This is a genomic window from Pseudomonas sp. RC10, from assembly GCF_038397775.1.
Lineage (GTDB): Bacteria > Pseudomonadota > Gammaproteobacteria > Pseudomonadales > Pseudomonadaceae > Aquipseudomonas > Aquipseudomonas bambusae.
The window spans coordinates 84972-105851 of the sequence record NZ_CP151650.1 but is presented as its reverse complement, the minus strand read 5'-3'; the positions used below and the strand labels follow the sequence as shown (position 1 = coordinate 105851).

15 protein-coding genes and 1 pseudogene are annotated in these 20880 nt (G+C 59.4%); 9 read left to right on the top strand and 7 right to left on the bottom strand.

Features of this window, described 5'->3' with window-relative positions; all coding sequences use genetic code 11:
* Positions 1 to 4: 4 nt before the first annotated feature.
* Together AAEO81_RS00490 and AAEO81_RS00485 are read right to left on the bottom strand one after the other, a co-directional pair.
* Positions 5 to 412: an SMI1/KNR4 family protein gene (locus AAEO81_RS00490; protein WP_166593986.1), complete on the bottom strand. Its 408-nt coding sequence runs from the start codon at positions 410 to 412 to the stop codon at positions 5 to 7.
* Positions 413 to 542: 130 nt separating this feature from the next.
* Positions 543 to 1397 (bottom strand): Tim44 domain-containing protein, encoded by an 855-nt coding sequence (locus AAEO81_RS00485; protein ID WP_166593987.1) that lies wholly within the window; start codon positions 1395 to 1397, stop codon positions 543 to 545.
* Between the two features lie 213 nt (positions 1398 to 1610).
* Between AAEO81_RS00485 and AAEO81_RS00480 the strand changes: the two are divergent.
* A pseudogene (locus AAEO81_RS00480) lies at positions 1611 to 1712 on the top strand (IS5/IS1182 family transposase); the annotation flags it as partial.
* A gap of 157 nt (positions 1713 to 1869) precedes the next feature.
* A complete protein-coding gene (locus AAEO81_RS00475; protein ID WP_341960967.1) occupies positions 1870 to 4473 on the top strand; it encodes an RHS repeat-associated core domain-containing protein in 2604 nt (867 codons plus the stop codon).
* Between the two features lie 229 nt (positions 4474 to 4702).
* On the opposite strand, the gene uvrD is transcribed toward AAEO81_RS00475, so the two are convergent.
* Complete coding sequence (gene uvrD / locus AAEO81_RS00470; protein WP_341960966.1) at positions 4703 to 6889, bottom strand: DNA helicase II; 2187 nt, start codon at positions 6887 to 6889, stop codon at positions 4703 to 4705.
* Positions 6890 to 7092: 203 nt separating this feature from the next.
* Here uvrD and AAEO81_RS00465 point away from each other — a divergent pair, with 203 nt between their 5' ends.
* The 3 genes from AAEO81_RS00465 to AAEO81_RS00455 all read left to right on the top strand — a co-directional run bounded on the left by AAEO81_RS00465 (position 7093) and on the right by AAEO81_RS00455 (position 10604).
* On the top strand, positions 7093 to 9132 hold the full coding sequence (locus AAEO81_RS00465) for an EAL domain-containing protein (RefSeq protein WP_341960965.1): 2040 nt from the start codon (positions 7093 to 7095) through the stop codon (positions 9130 to 9132).
* A gap of 144 nt (positions 9133 to 9276) precedes the next feature.
* Positions 9277 to 10143 carry a transcriptional regulator HexR gene (gene hexR, locus AAEO81_RS00460; RefSeq protein WP_074754821.1) on the top strand — a complete coding sequence of 289 codons (867 nt, stop codon included), beginning with the start codon at positions 9277 to 9279 and terminating at the stop codon, positions 10141 to 10143.
* Between the two features lie 233 nt (positions 10144 to 10376).
* Positions 10377 to 10604, top strand: coding sequence for a hypothetical protein (locus tag AAEO81_RS00455; RefSeq protein WP_256665072.1), 228 nt, complete (start codon positions 10377 to 10379; stop codon positions 10602 to 10604).
* On the opposite strand, the gene AAEO81_RS00450 is transcribed toward AAEO81_RS00455, so the two are convergent.
* A complete protein-coding gene (locus AAEO81_RS00450) occupies positions 10558 to 11508 on the bottom strand; it encodes a LysR family transcriptional regulator (RefSeq protein WP_341960962.1) in 951 nt (316 codons plus the stop codon). The two genes, AAEO81_RS00455 and AAEO81_RS00450, sit on opposite strands and share 47 nt — an antisense overlap.
* A gap of 196 nt (positions 11509 to 11704) precedes the next feature.
* Between AAEO81_RS00450 and AAEO81_RS00445 the strand changes: the two genes are divergently transcribed.
* Both AAEO81_RS00445 and oadA read left to right on the top strand, forming a co-directional pair.
* Positions 11705 to 13120 carry an acetyl-CoA carboxylase biotin carboxylase subunit gene (locus AAEO81_RS00445; protein ID WP_166593992.1) on the top strand — a complete coding sequence of 472 codons (1416 nt, stop codon included), beginning with the start codon at positions 11705 to 11707 and terminating at the stop codon, positions 13118 to 13120.
* A gap of 98 nt (positions 13121 to 13218) precedes the next feature.
* Complete coding sequence (gene oadA, locus AAEO81_RS00440; RefSeq protein ID WP_341960960.1) at positions 13219 to 15024, top strand: sodium-extruding oxaloacetate decarboxylase subunit alpha; 1806 nt, start codon at positions 13219 to 13221, stop codon at positions 15022 to 15024.
* A gap of 964 nt (positions 15025 to 15988) precedes the next feature.
* Here oadA and AAEO81_RS00435 read toward each other — a convergent pair.
* From AAEO81_RS00435 to AAEO81_RS00425, 3 genes are read right to left on the bottom strand one after another with little or no spacing between them, the layout of a single operon-like run.
* On the bottom strand, positions 15989 to 16660 hold the full coding sequence (locus tag AAEO81_RS00435) for a GNAT family protein (protein WP_341960959.1): 672 nt from the start codon (positions 16658 to 16660) through the stop codon (positions 15989 to 15991).
* Positions 16661 to 16677: 17 nt separating this feature from the next.
* The gene (locus tag AAEO81_RS00430; RefSeq protein ID WP_166593995.1) at positions 16678 to 17124 is read right to left on the bottom strand and encodes a GNAT family N-acetyltransferase; all 447 of its coding nucleotides are present in this window, start codon (positions 17122 to 17124) and stop codon (positions 16678 to 16680) included.
* Complete coding sequence (locus AAEO81_RS00425) at positions 17117 to 17755, bottom strand: FMN-binding negative transcriptional regulator (protein WP_341960957.1); 639 nt, start codon at positions 17753 to 17755, stop codon at positions 17117 to 17119. The genes AAEO81_RS00430 and AAEO81_RS00425 overlap by 8 nt, the downstream gene beginning before the upstream one ends.
* Positions 17756 to 17843: 88 nt before the next feature.
* Between AAEO81_RS00425 and AAEO81_RS00420 the strand changes: the two genes are divergently transcribed.
* Together AAEO81_RS00420 and AAEO81_RS00415 are read left to right on the top strand one after the other, a co-directional pair.
* Positions 17844 to 19388 (top strand): PLP-dependent aminotransferase family protein, encoded by a 1545-nt coding sequence (locus AAEO81_RS00420; RefSeq protein WP_341960956.1) that lies wholly within the window; start codon positions 17844 to 17846, stop codon positions 19386 to 19388.
* A 253-nt stretch (positions 19389 to 19641) separates the two neighbouring features.
* Positions 19642 to 20853: a YeeE/YedE family protein gene (locus AAEO81_RS00415; RefSeq protein WP_341960955.1), complete on the top strand. Its 1212-nt coding sequence runs from the start codon at positions 19642 to 19644 to the stop codon at positions 20851 to 20853.
* The last annotated feature ends 27 nt before the right edge of the window (positions 20854 to 20880 follow it).

The following is a 20880-nucleotide window of genomic DNA, read 5'->3' as shown; positions in this document are numbered from 1 at the left end:
TGTCTCAGCTTTCCAGCCAGACGTCCCGCGCCCAGTGCCAAACCGATTCCCAGCTTTCTTCGGTGACGAGTTCTTCTTCGCCGGACCACAGCACCACAGTGCCGTCTTCTTCAACGCAGTAGTAATCTTCGCCATCTTGGCAGATCGGGATGAGCTCGCGCGGAACACCGATGTCCCAGGCATTTGCCGCCACGTCCGGCAGGTAGGTATGAGATTGCGGATCGGTGACAGTCACCGGCTCCAGGCTGCCATACACCACGTCGCTGACGGTCAGCAAGAATTCCTTGAAGACGAAAGGAATGTTGATGAACAGCTGCTCTTCGATTTCGACAAGCTGATCTTCGTCCGGCAGCTCAAGCGGGACGGGAACCGGCTCATTGGCTTCACGGAGTTGTTCGATGACTTCTTCCACGACGTGGATCCTCTAACGGTTTTCGCGGTTTATACAGTAGCTCAAAGACATCACCAAATTAACTGCGGCCCACAAAAAACAAAACCCCGAACACAGTCGGGGTTTTGGATTAGCGAAGCGGCAAAGAGTTTCAGCCGTTCTGGCGAATACCTGCCACCAGCCAAGGCTGGTTCTCGCCCGGAGCGCGTTCCATGTTCCAGCTTTCGCTGAACACTTCGCCCTGGTCGAAGCGCGACGTTTTCGACACACCGCTGAAGGTCAAGGTAGCAATGGTCTTGTCGGCGCGGTCGTCGACACCTTCCAGTTGCACGTTCAGGTTGTCGATATAGGTGGACTGGAAGCCATCACCCAGGTCTGCGCGTTCTTTTTTCAGGAACTGCAGCATTTGCGGGGTCACGAACTCGGAGATCTTGTCCATCTCGTTCGCATCCCAGTGCTGTTGCAGCGACTGGAAGTGGTTACGCGCGGCCTCGATAAAGCGCTCTTCGTTGAACCATGCCGGTGCGTTGATGACCGGGCGAGCCGACGCGGCAGGCGAACCGCCGAACATCGAATTGGCGTTTTGCGCAGGCTGCTGTTCGAAGGTTTCACGCTGGAACGGCGCGCCAGCCGGAGCCATGTTTGGCTGCTGCTTGCGTCGACGGGCGGCGATGAAACGGAAGATCACGAAAGCGATGACCGCCATAATCAGGATGTCGAAGAACTGCATGCCCTGGAAGCCGCCGCCCATGAACATGGAGGCGAGCAGGCCACCGGCAGCGATACCGGCCAGAGGGCCCAGCCATTTGGAAGCACCGCCCGCAGCAGGCGCAGGACGACCGGCAGCGTTAGGTGCAGCGGCAGGAGCAGAAGGAGCTGTCTGACGCGCTTGGTGACTTGGCGCCGAGCCCATGCTCTTGCCGCCACCGAAACGCGCGGCGTTGGCATCCAGACTCATGGTGAGTCCGATGACCAGCGCCAAAGCGATGCTTAGAAAACGTTGCATATTGGGAATTCCCGTTTGTGGATTGCACGCGCGCCATATTGAACAGGACAAATGTGTCTGACCAGCGACCATATGTTTCTGGCTTTTGCGTGGATCTCAATCACCCGCGTACTACTTGGGCTGCAGGGCGATTGAGAAAGTTCTGTAGGAAAGATGGGGGCCAGATGTAGGAATGCAATACCGGAGGTCAGCCATCACGCAAATCCTCTGTGGGAGCGCGACATCATCGAACGCATGTTTGGCTGGTTGAAGGAAAACTGCCGTGTCGTCGCGCGGTTCGACCACCGGGTGATGAGCTACGCGGCCATGGTTACTTCAACCCACATGCACGCTGGTTTCGAACTGTTGACGCAGGGTCTGCGTGTCGCCGTTGAGCGGCGCTCCTTGCGCCCAGTTGAAGCTGGGCTAGACCTAATTACATCGCTGTGGCTGCGGGATTGGCCGCAGCGCTTCATCTGACATGGATGCCCATATGGATGCTTTTCTGCATGCGCGTACCGCCAGCATCACTGCGCGCGACTCTCGGCAATTGGTTGTTTTGACGATTCGTGGTGCCCGCCGCGAGCGCGACGTATTCGATAACGCCGCGCGAGTGATCGAGCGTTTCGACGCCCGTCGTCTTTTTAGCCGTCGATCTCTCTACGCACTCTCTGGAACGGAGCTGTCGGCCGAATGTGCCGACGCTGGCTGGCAGCTTTCGCTGCTTGGTGAGGCCGGACAGACAGTCGAGCAGCGCGACGGCCGGGGGCTTGTCCGGCGTGTCGAACATGACGCGCTTTTGCGGCCCATTGCAGTGTTTGAAAGCGGTATCCGTGTTGAGTGTTATGCCTATGGCGCCGCCGATGAGGCTGCTGGCAACCGTTGCGGGCGCCTGACCGAGCAGCGGGATCAGGCAGGTAGGCTGGTAAATGAACACTATGCGCTGGGGGGGCAGGTGTTGGTTCAAGGGCGAGAGGTTGTTGCAACTGAAATCGCTCCCACAGCGATGCTGCGCACGCATTGGGCGTATGGTCCACTTGGGGATGTTCAGCAGCAGACTGATGCCGGCGGCCATTTACGCCGATTCACGGCATCCGTGAGCGGCGAGGCGGATACTGCGCAGGCCATGGGTCGGTTGATGATCAGCAGCACGTGTTATGACGCCGAAGGCCGCCTTCAGGCGCAAACCTTAGGCAATGGTGTAGGCACCGAGCGTGAGTATGATCCTGCCGATGGTCGCTTGGCCCGACTGCGCAGCCGTTGCACAGACGGCACGGTGCTGCAGGACCTGACCTACCGCTACGACCCCGTAGGCAACCCACTGCGCATCGAAGACGCTGCGCAGCCCGTTCGGCACTTCAACAACCAGCGCGTCGAGCCGGTGCGCACCTTCGCCTACGATATCCACTACCAACTGATCGAAGCCACCGGCTATGAAGCGGCGGACAATCAAGGCATCGCTATCTACAGTGAAACCTACGACTACGACCTGGGCGGCAACATGCTGCAGTTGGTGCATGTTGGCGCAAAGAATTTCACACGCACCTGGCAGGTGTGTGGCAGTAGCAACCGCGCCCATCTCAAGGACAACCCACCGGACTTCGATGCGAACGGCAACCTGCAGCAACTGCAGCCTGGCCAGTCGTTGCAGTGGGACAGCCACAACCGGCTAAGCGGAGTGAGTCCGGTGCAGCGTGATGACGGCAATGACGACTACGAGCGTTATCTTTATGGCGCTGATAACCTGCGTGCATGCAAGACGCGTCATGCCAAGGCGGGAAGCCATTCGCTGGTTGAAGACGTGCTGTACCTGCCTGACCTCCAGATTCGCAATAACAGCGCCACGGGCGAGACATTGCATGTGCTCGACGTCTGCGGCGTGCGCGTGCTGCATTGGGTGCAAGGCAGGCCTGCCGAACTGACAAACAATCAGCCGCGCTATTTACTGACCGACCACTTGGGCTCGACCACGCTGGAACTCGATTCCGAGACGAGACTGATCAGCCAAGAGATCTATTACCCCTACGGCGGCACCGCTTGGAGTGCTGCCAGAAGCGCCACCGAGGTGAAGTATCGTTTCGTGCGCTACTCAGGCAGGGAGCGCGATGCCACTGGCTTGTATGACTACGGGCTTCGGTATTACGCACCGTGGCTATGCCGCTGGATCAATCCAGACCCGGCGGGGGAGATGGACGGGTTGAATCGGTATCGGTTCGCGAGCAATTCGCCGGTGCGCTATGGCGACGTGCTCGGCGCTGCGCCTTACGACGTTTTGCATGAAGGCGAAATGCATGGGGCCAATGGGGTGCCTTTCAAGTTTGTTGCCCGAGGGAGAGGTGAGTTCAGTGCGGCTCAGAACGTGGCGTTCGAGGAGGCGCTGGTCCTGGCGACAACGTTGCTAGACGATGCAATCGCTGGATTATCTTCTTCGTCGCTGGACAAAGGCACGGAAGCCTCGCTTGAAGCAGCATTTGGCACATTATCAAACCAGCAAAGAAAATCAGTCATCAAGAAACTGCGCGGTAATTACAAACAACAACGTGATTACCTGCAAAGTCTTAATGGTGAGAATGGCTGGAAGGTGAGCTTATATAGCGGTGCTTCAGCAGCGGGCGTTACATTCGGCGTCAGGCCATATGCACCACAGAAAACGATGGCCCTGCGTGAAGATCACGTCATGGATGCTCATCCTCTTGAAGTCGCTGACACGCTGATACATGAAGCAAGTCATGCTTCTCATAACACCAGGGATGTTTTTTATAATAAAAATATCCCGTTTTCCGGGCGTAATGTGAGCGATGAGGAGCTGTCTGAAAACGCCAGGCTCGTGGCCGGTAATCTAGTCAAGATTGCCGCCAGCGGCCCCATCTTGGTAAACGCCCACAGCTTGAATCGCGAAGCCTTCGACGACCTTGCCAAACGATCAAAGATAGTTTCGGTATTTTCCAAAAGAACGCCGCTTGAACGCTTCATCGGGGACGAAAAAATCAGGAGTAAAGTGCTGCTCTCAAACGCCGACACTTACGGTCGCTTTGTCAGGTCGAACCCCGCAGCATACGCTACTTTCAAGTCTCTCAGGGCGAATCGCGCTATTTAGTGTGATGTTTTCCAGTAATAAGCCATGTAGAAATTAGGCTCTGTATGAAAAGTATTGAGACGAAGGTCCGGCACGGCAAAAACGGCCGAGAAAGCGGACCGGGGCGCGATCGGCTGCCGGGCCCGCTTTGAGTGTCCGTGTTGTACATGAACGTTCCGACCTGGCTCTCGATCAAGGCGGTTTTCAACGCAGCGTCACCTGGTATCAACGGATGCCAGACAGGGCCTGATCAAACCGGCTCCAGCTTGGCGTACCCCAGCATCAGCCACTTGCTGCCTTCGGAGAAGTTCACCTGCACCCGAGCCTGGGCGCCGGAGCCTTCGAAGTTGAGGATGGTGCCCTCGCCGAACACCGCGTGCTGCACGCGTTGGCCGAGCGAGAACTGGCTTTGTGGAATGCCTTCGCCGTCGAACAGCCGGCTCGGCGCCATGGTCTTGGAGCCACCGAAAGGACGCGTGACGCTGTTGGACAGGCGCACTTCCTGAATCAGATTCGGCGGGACTTCACGTACGAAGCGCGACACCTTGTTGTAGGTCTCGCTGCCGTACAAACGTCGGGTTTCGGCGTACGTCAGCACCAGATGTTGCATCGCTCGTGTGATCCCGACGTAAGCCAGGCGGCGTTCCTCTTCCAGACGGCCCGGTTCTTCCAGGCTCATCTTGTGCGGGAACAGCCCTTCTTCCATGCCAACGAGAAACACGTAAGGGAATTCCAGACCCTTGGCGCTGTGCAGCGTCATCAGCTGGATGCTGTCTTCGTGCTCATCGGCCTGGGTATCGCCTGCCTCCAGTGAAGCATGGCCGAGGAACGCGGCCAGTGGCGTCAAGTCTTCCTCGTCTTCGCTGTTCTCAAAGGCGCGGGCGGCACTGACCAATTCCTCAAGGTTTTCTACCCGAGCCTGGCCTTTCTCGCCTTTTTCTTCCTGGTGATAGGTGATCAGCCCGGACTGCTCGATGACGGTCTGGGTCATCAGGTGCAGCGGCATCTCCATGACCTTGGCCGAGAGGTTCTCGATCAGTTCGATAAACCCGCCCAAGGCGCTGGCGGCCCGACCGGTCACGCCTTTGTTAGCCACCAGCAGGCGCATGGATTCCCACATCGACACATCGGCGTGGCGCGCATGCTCGCGAATGGCTTCGACGGTTTTCTCGCCAATGCCACGGGGCGGCACGTTGATCACGCGTTCGAGGGCCGAATCGTTGCCACGGCCTTCCAGAACGCGCAGATAGGCCATCGCGTTTTTGATTTCTGCCCGTTCGAAGAAGCGCTGACCGCCATAAATGCGGTACGGGATGCGCTCGCGCAACAGGGCCTCTTCCAGCACCCGGGACTGGGCGTTGGAGCGGTAAAGAATCGCGATGTCGCTGCGGGACATGCCGGTCTTGATCGCGCTCTCGATGGTCTCGACCACGTAGCGCGCTTCATCGTGTTCGTTGAAGGCGGCGTACAGGCTGATTAGTTCGCCGTCGCCGACATCGGTCCACAGCTCTTTGCCCAGACGGCCACTGTTGTTGACGATCAGGCCGTTGGCAGCCTTCAGGATGCTCGCGGTGGAGCGGTAGTTCTGCTCCAGTCGGATCGTCTCGGTGTCCGGGAAGTCATCGGAATACTGATGAATGTTCTCGATCTTCGCGCCGCGCCAGCCGTAAATCGACTGATCGTCGTCGCCGACCACCATCAGGCTGTCGCCACCCTTGGCCAGCAAACGCAGCCAGGCGTACTGCACGGCGTTGGTGTCCTGGAATTCGTCTACAAGGACGTGGCGGAAACGGCGCTGGTAATGCTCCAGCAGGCCAGGGTTGTCGCGCCACAGGTCCAGCGCACGCAGCAGCAGTTCCGAGAAGTCGATGACGCTGGCCCGTTGGCACGCCGCTTCGTAATTCTCGTAGATGCCTTTCATGGTGCTGAGGAACAGGTCGCCGGACGCCTGAATGTGCTTGGGACGCAGCCCTTCATCCTTCTGGCCGTTGATGAACCATTGCGCCTGACGCGCAGGCCATTTCTGCTCGTCCAGACCCATCTCGCGGATGACGCGCTTGACCAGACGCTGCTGGTCGTCGCTGTCGAGAATCTGGAAATTCTGGTTCAGCCCGGCTTCCTGCCAGTGCGCACGCAATAGACGGTGCGCCAGCCCGTGGAAGGTGCCGACCCACATGCCTGCCGGGTTGATGCCCATCAGCTGCTCGATGCGATGGCGCATCTCGGCGGCCGCCTTGTTGGTGAACGTCACCGACAGGATCGAGTGGGGCGACGCGTTCTCCACCTGGATCAACCAGGCGATACGGTGCACCAGCACGCGGGTTTTGCCGGAGCCTGCGCCAGCGAGAACCAACTGACGACCCACGGAGGCGGCGACCGCCTGGCGTTGGGCATCGTTGAGGGAGTTGAGCAGAAGGGAGAGGTCATCAGTATGCATCGGGGCATTCTAGGGTGCCGACGGATGCCGGGCAAACTCTAACGCTGGTCGGTCGTGAAAAGCTGTTGCCCTCTGCCTGTCGGAGCGGAAAACCGTCACGTATGCCGACCATTCACGCAATTTATTTCCCTGACTGTTTGGTCTCTTCGGTGGCTTGTGTATGCTCCGTGCACGTTCAAGGCTCACTAATTATAAGAATCGCCATGACCACCAGCTCCAAAGCCCCGGCCGATGCTGTGGCGACACGACGTGTCATCCGCAGACAGTTCGCCACCCAGCTTGCCGTCGAGCGCACACGCCTTCTTTATCAGGGGTCGCTGCTGCCGACTCTGTTCATGTTCATCAATGGTTTGCTCTGCGCCTGGCTGCTCTGGAGTCCGCAGCGGTACGTGCTCGTCAGTATTTGGGTGGGCTGGCTGTCAGCGCTGGTGTGCCTACGGGTGCTTCAGGTGGCGGCGTTTCGTGCGGCGCCACCTGAGCGTCAGGCGCATCCGGTCTGGACGCGGATGTTTCTGGCGGGCGCCTGTGTCAGCGGGTTCACGCTCTCCAGCGCGGCGCTGGTGCTGGTTCCCGTGGAAAGCTTCGTGCAACAGGCGTGGGTCTTCGGCCTGATCGGCGCGGCCACGCTCTCGGCCAGCGTGGCCTACGCCGCGAGCATTCCAGCCTTCCTGACGTTCACCGTGCCCTGCCTGCTGCCGCCCATCCTCTATCTGTTCTGGGGTGGCGACGTGCCGTTGCGTGGTTGGGGCTGGCTGGGGTTGATCCTGCTGCTGGCGCTGATTGTCGTGGCGGCGCAGGTCAACCGGTTGATTGAGCGAGGTCTGACCCGGCGCTTTCAGAATCAGGCCTTGATTGAGCACCTGCAACAGGCTCAAGCCCAAAGCGAAGCGCTGAATCGAGAGCTGACGCGGCAATATGAAGAGCGGGCCCGATTCCTCTCGCACTATGACGAGCTGACAGGCCTGGCCAACCGCGCGCTGTTCAACGAGCGGCTGCGCGAAGCCAATCAGCGCGTACGCCACGGCAGGCAAACCCTGGCGCTGCTGCACATCAATCTGGACCGTTTCAAGCTGCTCAACGACAGCCTTGGGCATGAGGTTGCCGATCAATTGCTGCGTCAGATAGGCCGCCGCATCAGCGCCGAGCTGGCAGACGCCGATACTGTGGCGCGCTTGTCCGCCGATGAATTCGCGGTGCTGTTCGACACCTTCGGCAACCTGACGACACTGACGCGAATGACCACCCGGTTGCTGAACAAACTGCGTTCACCGGTTCTGGTGGCTGGGCACGAACTGGTGGTCAGCGCGTCCATCGGCATCGCCTTGCTGCCGGATTCGGCCAGAGACATTTCTGCGTTAGTCACCCAAGCCAACATGGCGATGCAGCACGCCAAACACTTGGGCGGTAATAACTTCCAGTTCTACACCGACAGCCTGCAAGCCCGGACCCTTGAGCGTTTGCAGCTGGAGATTCAACTGCGCCGAGCGATTGAAGACGGTCAGTTGGAGGTCTTCTATCAGCCCAAGCTCGAACTGGCGACGGGTCAGCTCAGTTCTGCCGAGGCCCTTGTGCGTTGGCGGCATCCGGTGCTCGGCATGGTACCGCCCAGCGAATTCATCGGCTTGGCCGAAGAGTCCGGGCTGATCGCCGACATCGGCGAGTTCGTGCTGCGCCGCGCCTGCCGACAGGCCTGCGAATGGCAAGCCAGCGGGCTGCGGCCCATTCGGGTGTCAGTCAATCTGTCTGTGCATCAATTACGGCAGGGCAAGCTCGTCAGTCTGGTGCGCCAAGTGCTCGATGAAAGCGGGCTGCTGCCTGAATACTTGGAGCTTGAACTGACCGAAAGCCAGCTGCTGGACAGCGTCGAGCACATCATCAGCACCTTCCAGCAGTTGCGTGAGTTGGGCGTGAAGTTGGCTATCGATGATTTCGGCACAGGCTATTCGTCACTCAGTTACTTGAAGCGCTTCCCCGTGGACTACGTAAAAATTGATCAAGCATTTATCAGAGGCCTGAACGAGGGCACCGAAGACGCCGCCATCACGCGGGCGATCATCGCCATGGCTCACAGCCTTGAATTGAAGGTGGTCGCCGAAGGGGTAGAGAACGAGCAACAGCTGGAATTTCTCCGAGCCCATGCATGCGACGAGGTGCAAGGCTACCTGGTCAGTCGGCCAGTGGAGGCCAATGCGATGGGCACTGTCCTACGTGATTGTGAAGCGGTTGCCTGGAGTCCTGTGTGAAAAGTCCTACACTGCATGGCGACCCGTCGCTCCGGGCTTTTCGTTTGGGATCATCAAACTCGTTTAGCTGTGCGGTTTGCAGGTCATGTAGTATAACTACAAGAAAGCTACAGCCCGACCCATCCTCCTATTGAGTCCTGTCCTTTGAATCTGTTGCAGCACATCGCCCAGTCTCGCCATCTCTTGCGTAAGTCGGAGCTCAAGGTAGCCGACCATGTGCTGCTTGATCCTGCGGCCGTGATGCACAGTTCCATGGCCGATCTGGCCCACAGTGTCGGGATCAGTGAGCCGACCATCGTGCGATTCTGTCGTGCGATTGGCTGCACCGGTTTCCAGGACCTCAAACTCAAACTGGCGCAAAGCCTTGCGGCGGGCGCGAGTTTTGGGCAGTTCGCGATTCATGAAGACGACTCGGTTGCGGACTACAGCCTTAAAATCTTCGATACCACGCTCCATACGCTGATGGAAGTTCGGGAAAAGCTCGACCCTCACGCGTTGCAGGCTGCGGTGACCGTCATGGCTGCGGCCCATCGTGTGGAGTTCTACGGGTTCGGCGCGTCAGGCGCGGTCGCGGCTGACGCCCAGCACAAGTTCTTCCGACTGCTGCTGACGGCGGCGTCCTACTCCGATCCGCACATGCAGGCCATGTCGGCGGTAACGCTCAAGCCTACAGACGTCGCGGTGTGCATCTCACAGTCGGGCCGGTCGAAGGACCTGCTGATCACGGCCAACCTCGTACGCGAGAGCGGCGCGAATCTGATCACCCTGTGCCCGAGCCAGACCCCCTTGGCCGAACTCTCGACCGTCAACCTGGCGATCGACGTGCACGAAGACACCGAAATCTACACGCCGTTGACCTCGCGTATCGCCCATTTGGTCGTGATCGATGTGCTGGCCATGGGCGTAGCGATGGCCCGCGGCCCGAGCCTGGTCAATCACCTGAAGAGCGTGAAGCGCAGCTTGCGTAGCTTGCGGCTGTCGCCGAAGTCGATCAAATCGGCTGAGGATTGATATCAGGCCCGCCTACGCTCTTCTGTAGGAGCGAATTCATTCGCGAGAGGGCCTTACATCCGGCACATCTCCATCGGCCAAACCGCCGCCTCGCGAAAAAATTCGCTCCTACAGGGGTGACCACAGCGTCTGGGCTTGCGACTCAACCTTCACCAACTTGTAACGCTTCCGACGCCTGATCGTCACCGCGTCCCGCCACTCTGTACTCCCGCACACGCAATGGGAGACAGGATATGCCTCGGCACTACGATGACTCGCAGCAGCAAAGCAACAGCGCCAAAACCCGCCGTCAGCAGGAAGACCAGCGCCGCATGGCGTTTCGGCGTGCGATTGAAACGCGGTCCGAAGACCGTCGCCTGACCCTCGAATTCGATGACTACCTGGACGCAGACTCCGCCAGCTTTTGGCAGAGCGCTAGCGTTTCGGAAGGTGCCCGTCAAAGCGCGCGACCAGCTCGCTGATCTGTGCACGCTCGGTGCGAATGAACGCCAGGAAGGCATGCGCCACTGGTGACAGACGTTTCTCCCGAGCGTGTACGACGCACCAACTGCGATAAAGCGGCAGTTCGGCCACGGGCAGCTCCTTGAGCGTGCCAGTGGCCAGTTCCAGACTCAGCGCATGCCTCGTCAGCAGCGCCACCCCCAGCCCGGCCACGACACACTCCCGTTGAGCTTCCGCCGAAGACACCTCCAGCGAATGCTCGAAGTGAATGCGCTTCTCCTTGAAATATTCCTCGCACGCCTTGCGCGTTCCTGACCCCTGCTCGCGTACCACCAGCGTGTAGGCTTCCAGATCTTTCAGCGACAGATTTGGCCGTTGTGAAAGCGGATGGTCCGGTCGCGCCACCGCCACGATGGGATTATTGAGGAAAGGTAGAAACTCCAGCCCCATGTCCTGCGGGACCATCGACATCACCACCAGATCATCGCGGTTGTCGGACAGCCGTCGAATCACCTGCGCCCGATTGACCACCGTGAGGTTGAGCATGACTTCGGGATATTGACGTTTAAAAGCGGCGAACAGGTGGGGAACGAAGTATTTCGCGCTCGATTCGATGGCCAGCTTCAGTTGGCCTTGAAGCGAGCCCTGCATGTCGGACAGCTGCATGTCGAGGTTTTCAAGGCGCCCGAAGATGTCGCGACTGGCCATTTGAAGCGCTTCGGCAGCTTCGGTCAGGTAAAGCTTCTTGCCGACATACTCGAACAACGGCTGGCCGATGAGCTCTTCGAGCTGACGAATCTGCAAGCTGACAGCAGGTTGCGTGAGGGACATTTCTTCAGCCGCACGGCTGTAGGACCGAAGATCGCAAACCTCATTGAAGATTCGCAACTGACGCAATGTCATACGCATCAATGACTTACGCATCTTTCGACTCCTCTGCTCATGGCTGAAAGCGCAACTATAAGGTTTTACTTATGTTTAACCCAATTTTTACTCATTTTTGTTAATTGCTGATTCGTCATAGGGTGAGCCATCGCTGCGACGCAACATGTTGTAACGCTATGTCGCTCCGTACTGACCGGGTTTCCGGTCCGTCTGTTCATCGGTCGAGGAAATGCCAGTGATAACAAAAATCCTGATCGCCAACCGTGGGGAAATTGCTGTCCGGATCGTGCGCGCTTGCGCCGAAATGGGCATCCGTTCCGTGGCGATCTACTCCGACGCGGACCGCCATGCGCTCCACGTAAAGCGGGCGGATGAGGCCTATGGCATTGGTTCCGAACCGCTGGAGGGTTACCTGAACCCGCGCAAGTTGGTGAACCTGGCTGTGGAAACCGGTTGCGACGCGTTGCATCCCGGTTATGGCTTCCTCTCGGAAAACGCCGACTTGGCAGAGATTTGCGCCGAACGCGGAATCAAATTCATCGGCCCTTCCGCCGAAGTGATTCGCCGCATGGGCGACAAAACCGAAGCTCGCCGCAGCATGATCAAGGCCGGCGTGCCGGTCACCCCTGGCACCGAAGGCAACGTTGCCGACATCGCCGAAGCGTTGACCGAAGGCGATCGCATCGGCTACCCGGTGATGCTCAAGGCCACCTCGGGTGGTGGCGGTCGCGGCATTCGTCGTTGCAACAGCCGTGAAGAACTGGAGCAGGCATTCCCTCGGGTCATTTCCGAGGCAACCAAGGCGTTCGGCAAGGCTGAAGTCTTTCTGGAAAAGTGCATCGTCAATCCCAAGCACATCGAGGCGCAGATCCTCGGTGACAGCTTCGGCAACGTCGTGCACCTGTTCGAGCGTGATTGCTCGATCCAGCGTCGCAACCAGAAGCTCATCGAAATTGCCCCAAGCCCTCAATTGACCCCTGAACAGCGCGCCTACATTGGCGACCTGTCGGTGCGCGCCGCCAAGGCCGTGGGTTACGAGAACGCGGGCACTGTGGAGTTCCTGCTCGCCGAGGGCGAGGTGTACTTCATGGAAATGAACACTCGGGTGCAGGTGGAACACACCATCACCGAGGAAATTACCGGCATCGACATCGTGCGCGAGCAGATTCGCATCGCGTCCGGCCTGCCGCTCTCGGTGAAGCAGGAAGACATCATTCACCGGGGTTTCGCGTTGCAGTTCCGCATCAACGCCGAAGACCCGAAAAACAACTTTCTCCCAAGCTTCGGCAAGATCACCCGTTACTACGCGCCGGGTGGCCCTGGCGTGCGGACCGACACGGCGATCTACACCGGCTACACCATTCCGCCGTACTACGACTCGATGTGCCTGAAGCTGATCGTCTGGGCGCTGACTTGGGAAGAAGCGATGGACCGGGGCCTGCGCGCGCTGGACGACATGCGCCTGCAAGGCGTGAAGACCACTGCAGCGTATTACCAGGAAATCCTGCGCAACCCGGAATTCCGTAGCGGCCAGTTCAACACCAGCTTCGTCGAGAGCCACCCTGAACTGACCAACTACTCGATCAAGCGCAAACCCGAAGAGTTGGCCCTGGCCATCGCCGCCGCCATCGCCGCCCACGCAGGCATTTAAAAGCAGCGTCGAGCTGCGAGCGTCAAGCCTCAAGTAAAAGCCGTTCGCGGTGACTTGTAGCTTGTGGCTCGGAGCTTGAAGCTTGTGAGGAGATAAGAATGACGAAGAAGATCTTTGTAACCGATACGATCCTGCGTGACGCTCACCAGTCGCTGCTGGCGACCCGCATGCGCACCGAAGACATGCTGCCGATCTGCGAGAAGCTCGACAAAGTCGGCTACTGGTCGCTGGAAGTCTGGGGCGGCGCGACGTTTGACGCGTGCGTGCGTTTCCTCAAAGAAGACCCGTGGGAGCGCCTGCGCCAATTGCGTGCGGCCCTGCCGAACACTCGCCTGCAAATGCTGTTGCGCGGCCAGAACCTGCTGGGCTATCGCCATTACAGCGACGACGTGGTCAAAGCCTTCGTCGCCAAGGCTGCCGTCAACGGCATCGACGTGTTCCGCATCTTTGACGCCATGAACGACGTGCGTAACCTGCGTGTGGCCATCGAAGCCGTTAAAGCTGCGGGCAAACACGCCCAAGGCACCATTGCGTACACCGTCAGTCCGGTACACACCGTCGAGGCCTTTGTTGCTCAGGCCAAGCAGATGGAAGCGATGGGCTGCGACTCCGTGGCGATCAAGGACATGGCCGGTCTGCTGACGCCGTTCGCGGCGGGCGAGCTGGTCAAGGCGCTGAAAGCCGAGCAGTCGCTGCCGGTGTTCATCCACTCCCACGACACTGCAGGTCTGGCCGCGATGTGCCAGCTGAAGGCGGTCGAAAACGGCGCCGATCACATCGACACCGCGATCTCCAGTTTTGCGTGGGGCACCAGCCATCCGGGCACCGAGTCGATGGTTGCCGCGCTCAAAGGCAGCGAATTCGACACCGGTCTGGACTTGGAGCTGCTGCAGGAAATCGGCCTGTATTTCTACGCCGTGCGTAAGAAGTATCACCAGTTCGAGAGCGAATTCACCGCTGTCGACACCCGCGTGCAGGTCAACCAAGTGCCAGGCGGCATGATTTCAAACCTCGCCAACCAGCTGAAAGAGCAGGGCGCGCTGAACCGCATGGGCGAAGTGCTGGCTGAGATCCCCCGTGTTCGCAAGGACCTGGGCTACCCACCTTTGGTGACTCCGACCTCGCAGATCGTCGGCACTCAGGCGTTCTTCAACGTGCTGGCGGGTGAGCGTTACAAGACCATCACCAACGAAGTGAAGCTCTACCTCACGGGCGGCTACGGCAAGGCGCCGGGTCAGGTCGACGAGAAGCTGCGTCGTCAGGCAATTGGCAACGAAGAGGTTATCGACGGGCGTCCGGCAGACCTGCTGAAGCCGGAAATGACCAAGCTGCGCGGTGAAATCGGCGCGTTGGCCAAATCTGAAGAAGACGTACTGACGTACGCGATGTTCCCGGACATTGGCCGCAAGTTCCTCGAAGAACGCGCAGCGGGCACCTTGGCGCCGGAGCCACTGCTGCCGATTCCGGAGCCGGGCGCTGTGGCGCGGGCGGGCGGTGAAGGTGTACCGACCGAGTTCGTCATCGACGTTCACGGCGAAAGCTACCGCGTCGACATCACCGGTGTAGGCGTCAAGGCCGAGGGCAAGCGCCACTTCTACCTGTCCATTGATGGCATGCCCGAAGAAGTCGTGTTCGAGCCCCTCAACGAGTTCGTCGGCGGTGGCATTGGCAAGCGCGCCCAGGCCAGCAAACCCGGGCACGTCAGCACCACCATGCCGGGCAACATCGTCGATGTGCTGGTCAAGGAAGGCGACACGGTTAAGGCCGGCCAGGCAGTGCTGATCACCGAAGCGATGAAGATGGAGACCGAGGTTCAGGCAGCCGTCGCAGGCAAGGTCGTGGCGATCCACGTGGCCAAAGGCGACCGCGTGAATCCGGGTGAGATTCTGGTCGAGATCGAATGATCGCGATTCATCAAGCTGAAACAGCCTGACGCGCACAGACGCGGCAGGCTGGACGATTACCTCTGGGGGAGCTCTCGTGGCTCCTCTTTTTTTTGTCCTGCAGGAGCTGTTTCTGCAGCAGATTTGTTGCTGATGTCGTGCAGCGTGGCTGAATGAACACAATCCCTGTGGGAGCGAATTCATTCGCGAAAAAGGGTCAGGCGATAGAGATGTGTCGGTTGCACCGGCCAATCGCGAATGAATTCGCTCCCACAGGAGTTGGTCTGAGCCGCGTAGATTGGGCATGGCGCGGGTTCAACTGTGGGAGCGAATTTATTCGCGAATAAAAGGCTCAGGCGATAGAGATGTGTCGGCTGCACCGGCCAATCGCGAATGAATTCGCTCCCACAGGAGTTGGTCTGAGCCGCGTAGATTGGGCATGGCGCGGGTTCAACTGTGGGAGCGAATTCATTCGCGAAAAAGGGTCAGGCGATAGAGATGCGTCGGCTGCACCGGCCAATCGCGAATGAATTCGCTCCCACAGGAGTTGGTCTGAGCCGCGTAGATTGGGCATGGCGCGAGTTCAACTGTGGGAGCGAATTTATTCGCGAAAGAAAGGCTCTGGCGCTAGAGATGTGTCGGTTGCACTGGCCAATCGCGAATGAATTCGCTCCCACAGGAGTTAGTCTGAGCCGCGTAGATTGGGCATGGCGCGGGTTCAACTGTGGGAGCGAATTTATTCGCGAATAAAAGGCTCAGGCGATAGAGATGTGTCAGCTGCACTGGCCAATCGCGAATGAATTCGCTCCTACAGGAGTTGGTCTGAGCCACGTAAATTGAGCCTGGCGCGGGTTCAACTGTGGGAGCGAATTCATTCGCGAAAAAGGGTCAGGCGATAGAGATGTGTCGGTTGCACCGGCCAGTCGCGAATGAATTCGCTCCCACAGGTTTGATGCTCTCCAGCCAGATTAAAGAGTGAATTCGCTCATGCGTGGCGCAAATCCGCCAACGTCTTGATTTGCTCGCCATCCTTGAAGTTATCCACAGCCAGCCATGCCAAGAACGCCTTTTCCAACTCGGGCCATTCGCTGTCGATGATCGAGAACCACGCGGTGTTGCGGTTCTGGCCTTTGACGATCATGTGCTGGCGGAACGTGCCTTCGAAGCTAAAGCCAAAGCGCTCTGCCGCGCGCTTGGAGCGGGCGTTGTCGCCGTTGCATTTCCACTCCAGACGGCGGTTGCCAAGCGCAAACGATTCTTTCGCCAGCAAATAAACCGCTTCAGTGCTTTTCGGCGTGCGTTGCATAGACGCGCCAAACGTCACGTGGCCGATTTCGATTCGGCCCGCACTCGGCACGATCGACATCAAGCTGAGAAACCCGTCGATGGCGCCCGTTTGCTGATCGATCACGGTGTAGAACCAGGGATCGGTCGAGTTTTGCAGCCCGGCCAGGTAGTCATTGAAAACCGCGCGTTCGGTAAACGGACCGATGGCCAGGTAGTCCCATAGTTTCGGGTCCGCACCGGGGCCTTCCAGTGCTGTCCACAGGCCGTCCGCGTGACGTGTGGCATCGAGTTTTTCCAGACGGATGAAGCGACCATTCAGGGTGCGCGCGTCCGGCAGTTGGGCCGGTTGCCAATGTTCGAGGTTCGACATGTTCAGACTTCCAGAGCTCAAAGTGGTTTACGGAATTGAATGAAGCCAGGGCGTTCGGCGATGCGTTCGTACAGCTGGATCGCGGTCGTGTTGGTCTCGTGGGTCAGCCAGTGAACCTTGTCAGCGCCGTCTTTCTTGGCTGTCGCGTACACATGTTCGATCAGCTGGCGCCCGACGCCGGTGCCGCGTTGGTCCGGGGTGACGAGCAAGTCTTGCAGGTAGCACGACCAATTGATGCTCCAGTTGGAGCGATGGTAGATGAAGTGCACCATGCCCACCGCCTTGCCGTCCTGCCAGGCGAGGGCAGCATTGGTCGGCTCATTGCTGTCGAGAAAGCGTTTCCAGGTGCTTTCGGTGACCGCGTCCGGCAATTCCGTCTTGTAGAAGGTCAGGTAGGCTTTCCACAGCGGCAGCCAGGCAGCGTGGTCGTCGGCGGTAACAGGGCGGATCTGTACGTCAGACACGGGTTTCTCCTTGGCTCATCAAACGAGCGATTTCCTGATCGGTTTGATCCTGGCTGGCGGCCAGGCCTTTGCTGACGCCGGCGATGTCTTCGGCGCTGCGGTTTTGGTTGAGCTTGCGTTTGCCTTCCAGGCGCTCGATGGGAATGGCGAACCCGACGATGGCGTTGAGCATTTTCTCGACGTAATCGGCAGGCGCATCGCTCACTGCCCAAGGCTCGGCGCGCTTGGCCTCGTGCTTGTCGGTCAAGTCGCTGACAAGCTGCAACAGGCGTGCAGGGTCGGTGAAGACCTCCGCGCGGCCATAGGCATGCACGGCGAGGTAATTCCAGGTCGGCACCACTTTTCCGTGTTCGGCCTTGGCAGCGTAAAAAGACGGGCTGATGTAGGCGTCTGGACCCTGGAAAATCACCAGCGCTTCGCCAGATGTCAAGGCTTTCCACTGCGGGTTGGCCTTGGCCAGATGGCCGAACAGTGTGCCATGTGGCCCTTGGTTCGGGTCGAGTAATAGCGGGACATGGCTCGCATGCAGGCCTGTTTCGTCAACGCTGATCAAGGTCGCCAGGCGCGTACCTTCGATCTGTCGATGCAGGCTGGCGAGGTCCTCTTCTTTGAAATAGCTGGGTGTGTACATGAGATTTTCCTTGGCGATTGGCCCCATCCTAGGCAGCCTATTGGTCTGTTGTAAGAACCATTAATGGTCAATTTTGTAGAGCCAATTCATGCCAATGACGCCATCGCTAACCTTCGATTTCGCCGGGATTGAGCTGGACCGCCAACAGGGCCTCAGTCGCCAGCTGTATCAGGCGTTGCGCCAGCGAATCCTTGACGGGCGTTTGGGCAGCGGCACGCGCTTACCCGCCAGCCGTGATTTGGCCCTGGCGCTTTCGATTTCCCGCAACAGCGTGATGCGCGCCTACGACCAGTTGTACGCCGAAGGTTTCATCGAAGGGCGAATTGGTGACGGTACTTACGTCGCTCAACTGCCGGACAAACCCGTGTCCGCCAAAAAACTATCCACAAAAGTGTCCACAGGGTTATCACCAGGCTTATCAACAGCTTTATCCACATTTCTGCCAAGTGAGGCTGGTGATTTATCCAGTAAAGTTATCCACAGTGCGTCTATGGAGCGTTTGGAACAGCATCATTTAAAGCCCCATTTGCAGGGTTTGCCGAGGGCGTTTCGGGTCGGCATTCCTGCATTCGATCTGTTCCCGTTCGACGTGTGGGGCAAGCTGCACGCGGCTTTCTGGCGCAAACCGGGGTTGCATCAGTTGGGCTACGGCGACCCGGCAGGGGAGTGGCGGCTGCGCGAGCTGATAGCGGTGTATTTAAGAACATCTCGTGACTTGCAGTGTGACGCTGAGCAAATTGTGATCACCAGTGGCGCGCAGCAGGCAATTGCCCTTTGTGCACAGTTGCTGTTGAACGATGGCGACGGCGTGGCGATTGAAAACCCCGGCTACCGCGCCGCTGGGCATGCGTTCGCCGTGGCGGGCGCGACATTGCGCGGCATGCCGGTGGACGAGGAGGGGATGCGCAGTCCGGATTTTCAGGGCAAAGCCTGCAAACTGGCCTACGTCACGCCGTCTCACCAATACCCGTTGGGCGTGACCATGAGCCTGGCGCGGCGACTGGAGTTGCTCGCCTGGGCCGAGCGCACCCAAGGGTGGATCGTCGAGGACGATTACGATGGCGAGTACCGGTACAGCGGCGCACCGCTCGCGCCCTTGGCTGCACTGGACCGGCATGGGCGGGTGCTTTACGTCGGCACCTTCGGCAAGGTCGCGTTCCCGGCGCTGCGCCTCGGCTATCTGGTGTTGCCGCGCAATCTGGTCAAGCCGTTCAGCCAGCGGCGTGCTGTGGACATGCGGCATTCGGAGATTGGCACTCAGGCGGTCATGGCCGAGTTCATCGCGGCGGGACATTTCCAGCGGCACATTCGGCGCATGCGCCGAGCGGCGTTGAGTCGGCGGGATGCGTTGCTGGCGGGCTGGCCCGAGGATGTTCGGGGCTGCAGTCCCATGCCCAAGCCGGTGGCGGGGTTGCACGTGTCGGTGGCGGTCGAGAGCCTGGCGCGAGAAAGAGAACTGGTGGCCAAGGCCGACAGCGTGGGGGTCGAGATCGGGGCGTTGAGTGATTATTGGCTCCCGGATTCCGAAACCCCTGTGGATAAACGGGCGGGGTTGGTGTTGGGGTTTGCGGCGGTACCCGAGGCAGACATTGCGTCGGCACTTGAGCGGTTGCGGGGTGTTTGGAGAGAGTAGTTTCCCAACAGACGGATTCTGCTACGAAGCAGCAGTAAAACCAGACGACCTAGTCGTGTCAGGGCAGTCACGGTGGCAGGATTTACTGCCGCTTCGCGCCAGATCGCAGGCAAGCCAGCTCCTACGGCCTGCGGCCAGAATCAAAAGCCTTGACCACGCCACCCCGGCAGTCCTACGGCGCTGCGGCCAGAATCAAAAACAACTGGGCGGGGTTATACTCGCGCCCATCGCAAACATACCCTGAGACACATCCATGAGCCTCCCTCTTTCCGCCGCCCCTGAGCGCAAGCTCGGTACGCCGCTGATCGCTTTCATCCTGTTGGTTATCGGCGCGCTGTTTCTTCAGTCCGCCGTCGGCGGCAAGCAGGTCTTGTTGCTGATCGTCGGCGCCGCGTTGGGCCTGACTCTTTATCACGCGGCCTTCGGTTTCACCTCGGCTTGGCGCGTGTTCATCAACGAGCGACGCGGCGCGGGTCTGCGGGCGCAGATGGTCATGCTGGCGATTGCGGTCGTGTTGTTCTTTCCGGCCTTGGGCGCGGGCACGCTGTTCGGCACGCCGGTCACCGGGCTGGTCGCACCTGCCGGCGTGTCCGTCGTGTTCGGAGCGTTCATTTTCGGTATCGGCATGCAGATGGGCGGTGGTTGCGCGTCCGGTACGCTGTTCACCGTCGGTGGTGGCAATGCGCGGATGCTGGTCACGCTGCTGTTCTTCATCATCGGCTCGGTGATTGCCACCCATCACGCCGACTGGTGGTTCTCACTGCCGTCGTTCCCGGCAACCTCTATCGTCAAAACCTTCGGCGTGATGCCCGCGCTGATCATGAGTCTGGCGCTGTTCGCTGTGATCGCCCTGATCACAGTCAAACTGGAAAAACGCCGTCATGGCGAACTCGAAGCCGCTGTGACGAGTGAGCACGTGGGCCTGCGTCGCTTCCTACGAGGCCCGTGGCCGCTGGTGTGGGGTGCGATTGCGCTGGCGTTGCTCAACTACGCGACCCTCGCGTTGGCGGGGCGTCCTTGGGGCATCACCTCGGCGTTTGCCTTGTGGGGCGCGAAAGCCGCCAGCGGGCTGGGTGTGGACGTCGGCAGTTGGGTGTTCTGGCAGATGCCAGCCAATGCCAAGGCTTTGGCCGCGCCGGTGTGGGAAGACATCACCACCGTCATGGACATCGGCATCATGTTGGGTGCGGCCGTGGCGGCGGGGCTTGCAGGACGTTTCTCGCCAAGCCTGAAGATCCCGACCCGTTCGCTCATTGCGGCCGTGTTGGGCGGTTTGTTGTTGGGGTACGGCTCGCGTTTGGCCTATGGCTGCAACATTGGCGCGTATTTCAGCGGCATCGCTTCGGGCAGCCTGCACGGCTGGCTGTGGCTGATCGCAGCGTTTGCGGGGAATGCGGCGGGCGTACGGATTCGGCCGTTCTTCTTTGAAGGCGAGCGTCGTCCGGTGGTATTGAGCGGGTGTTGATCACTGCCTGACAGCACTGCCGCAGTT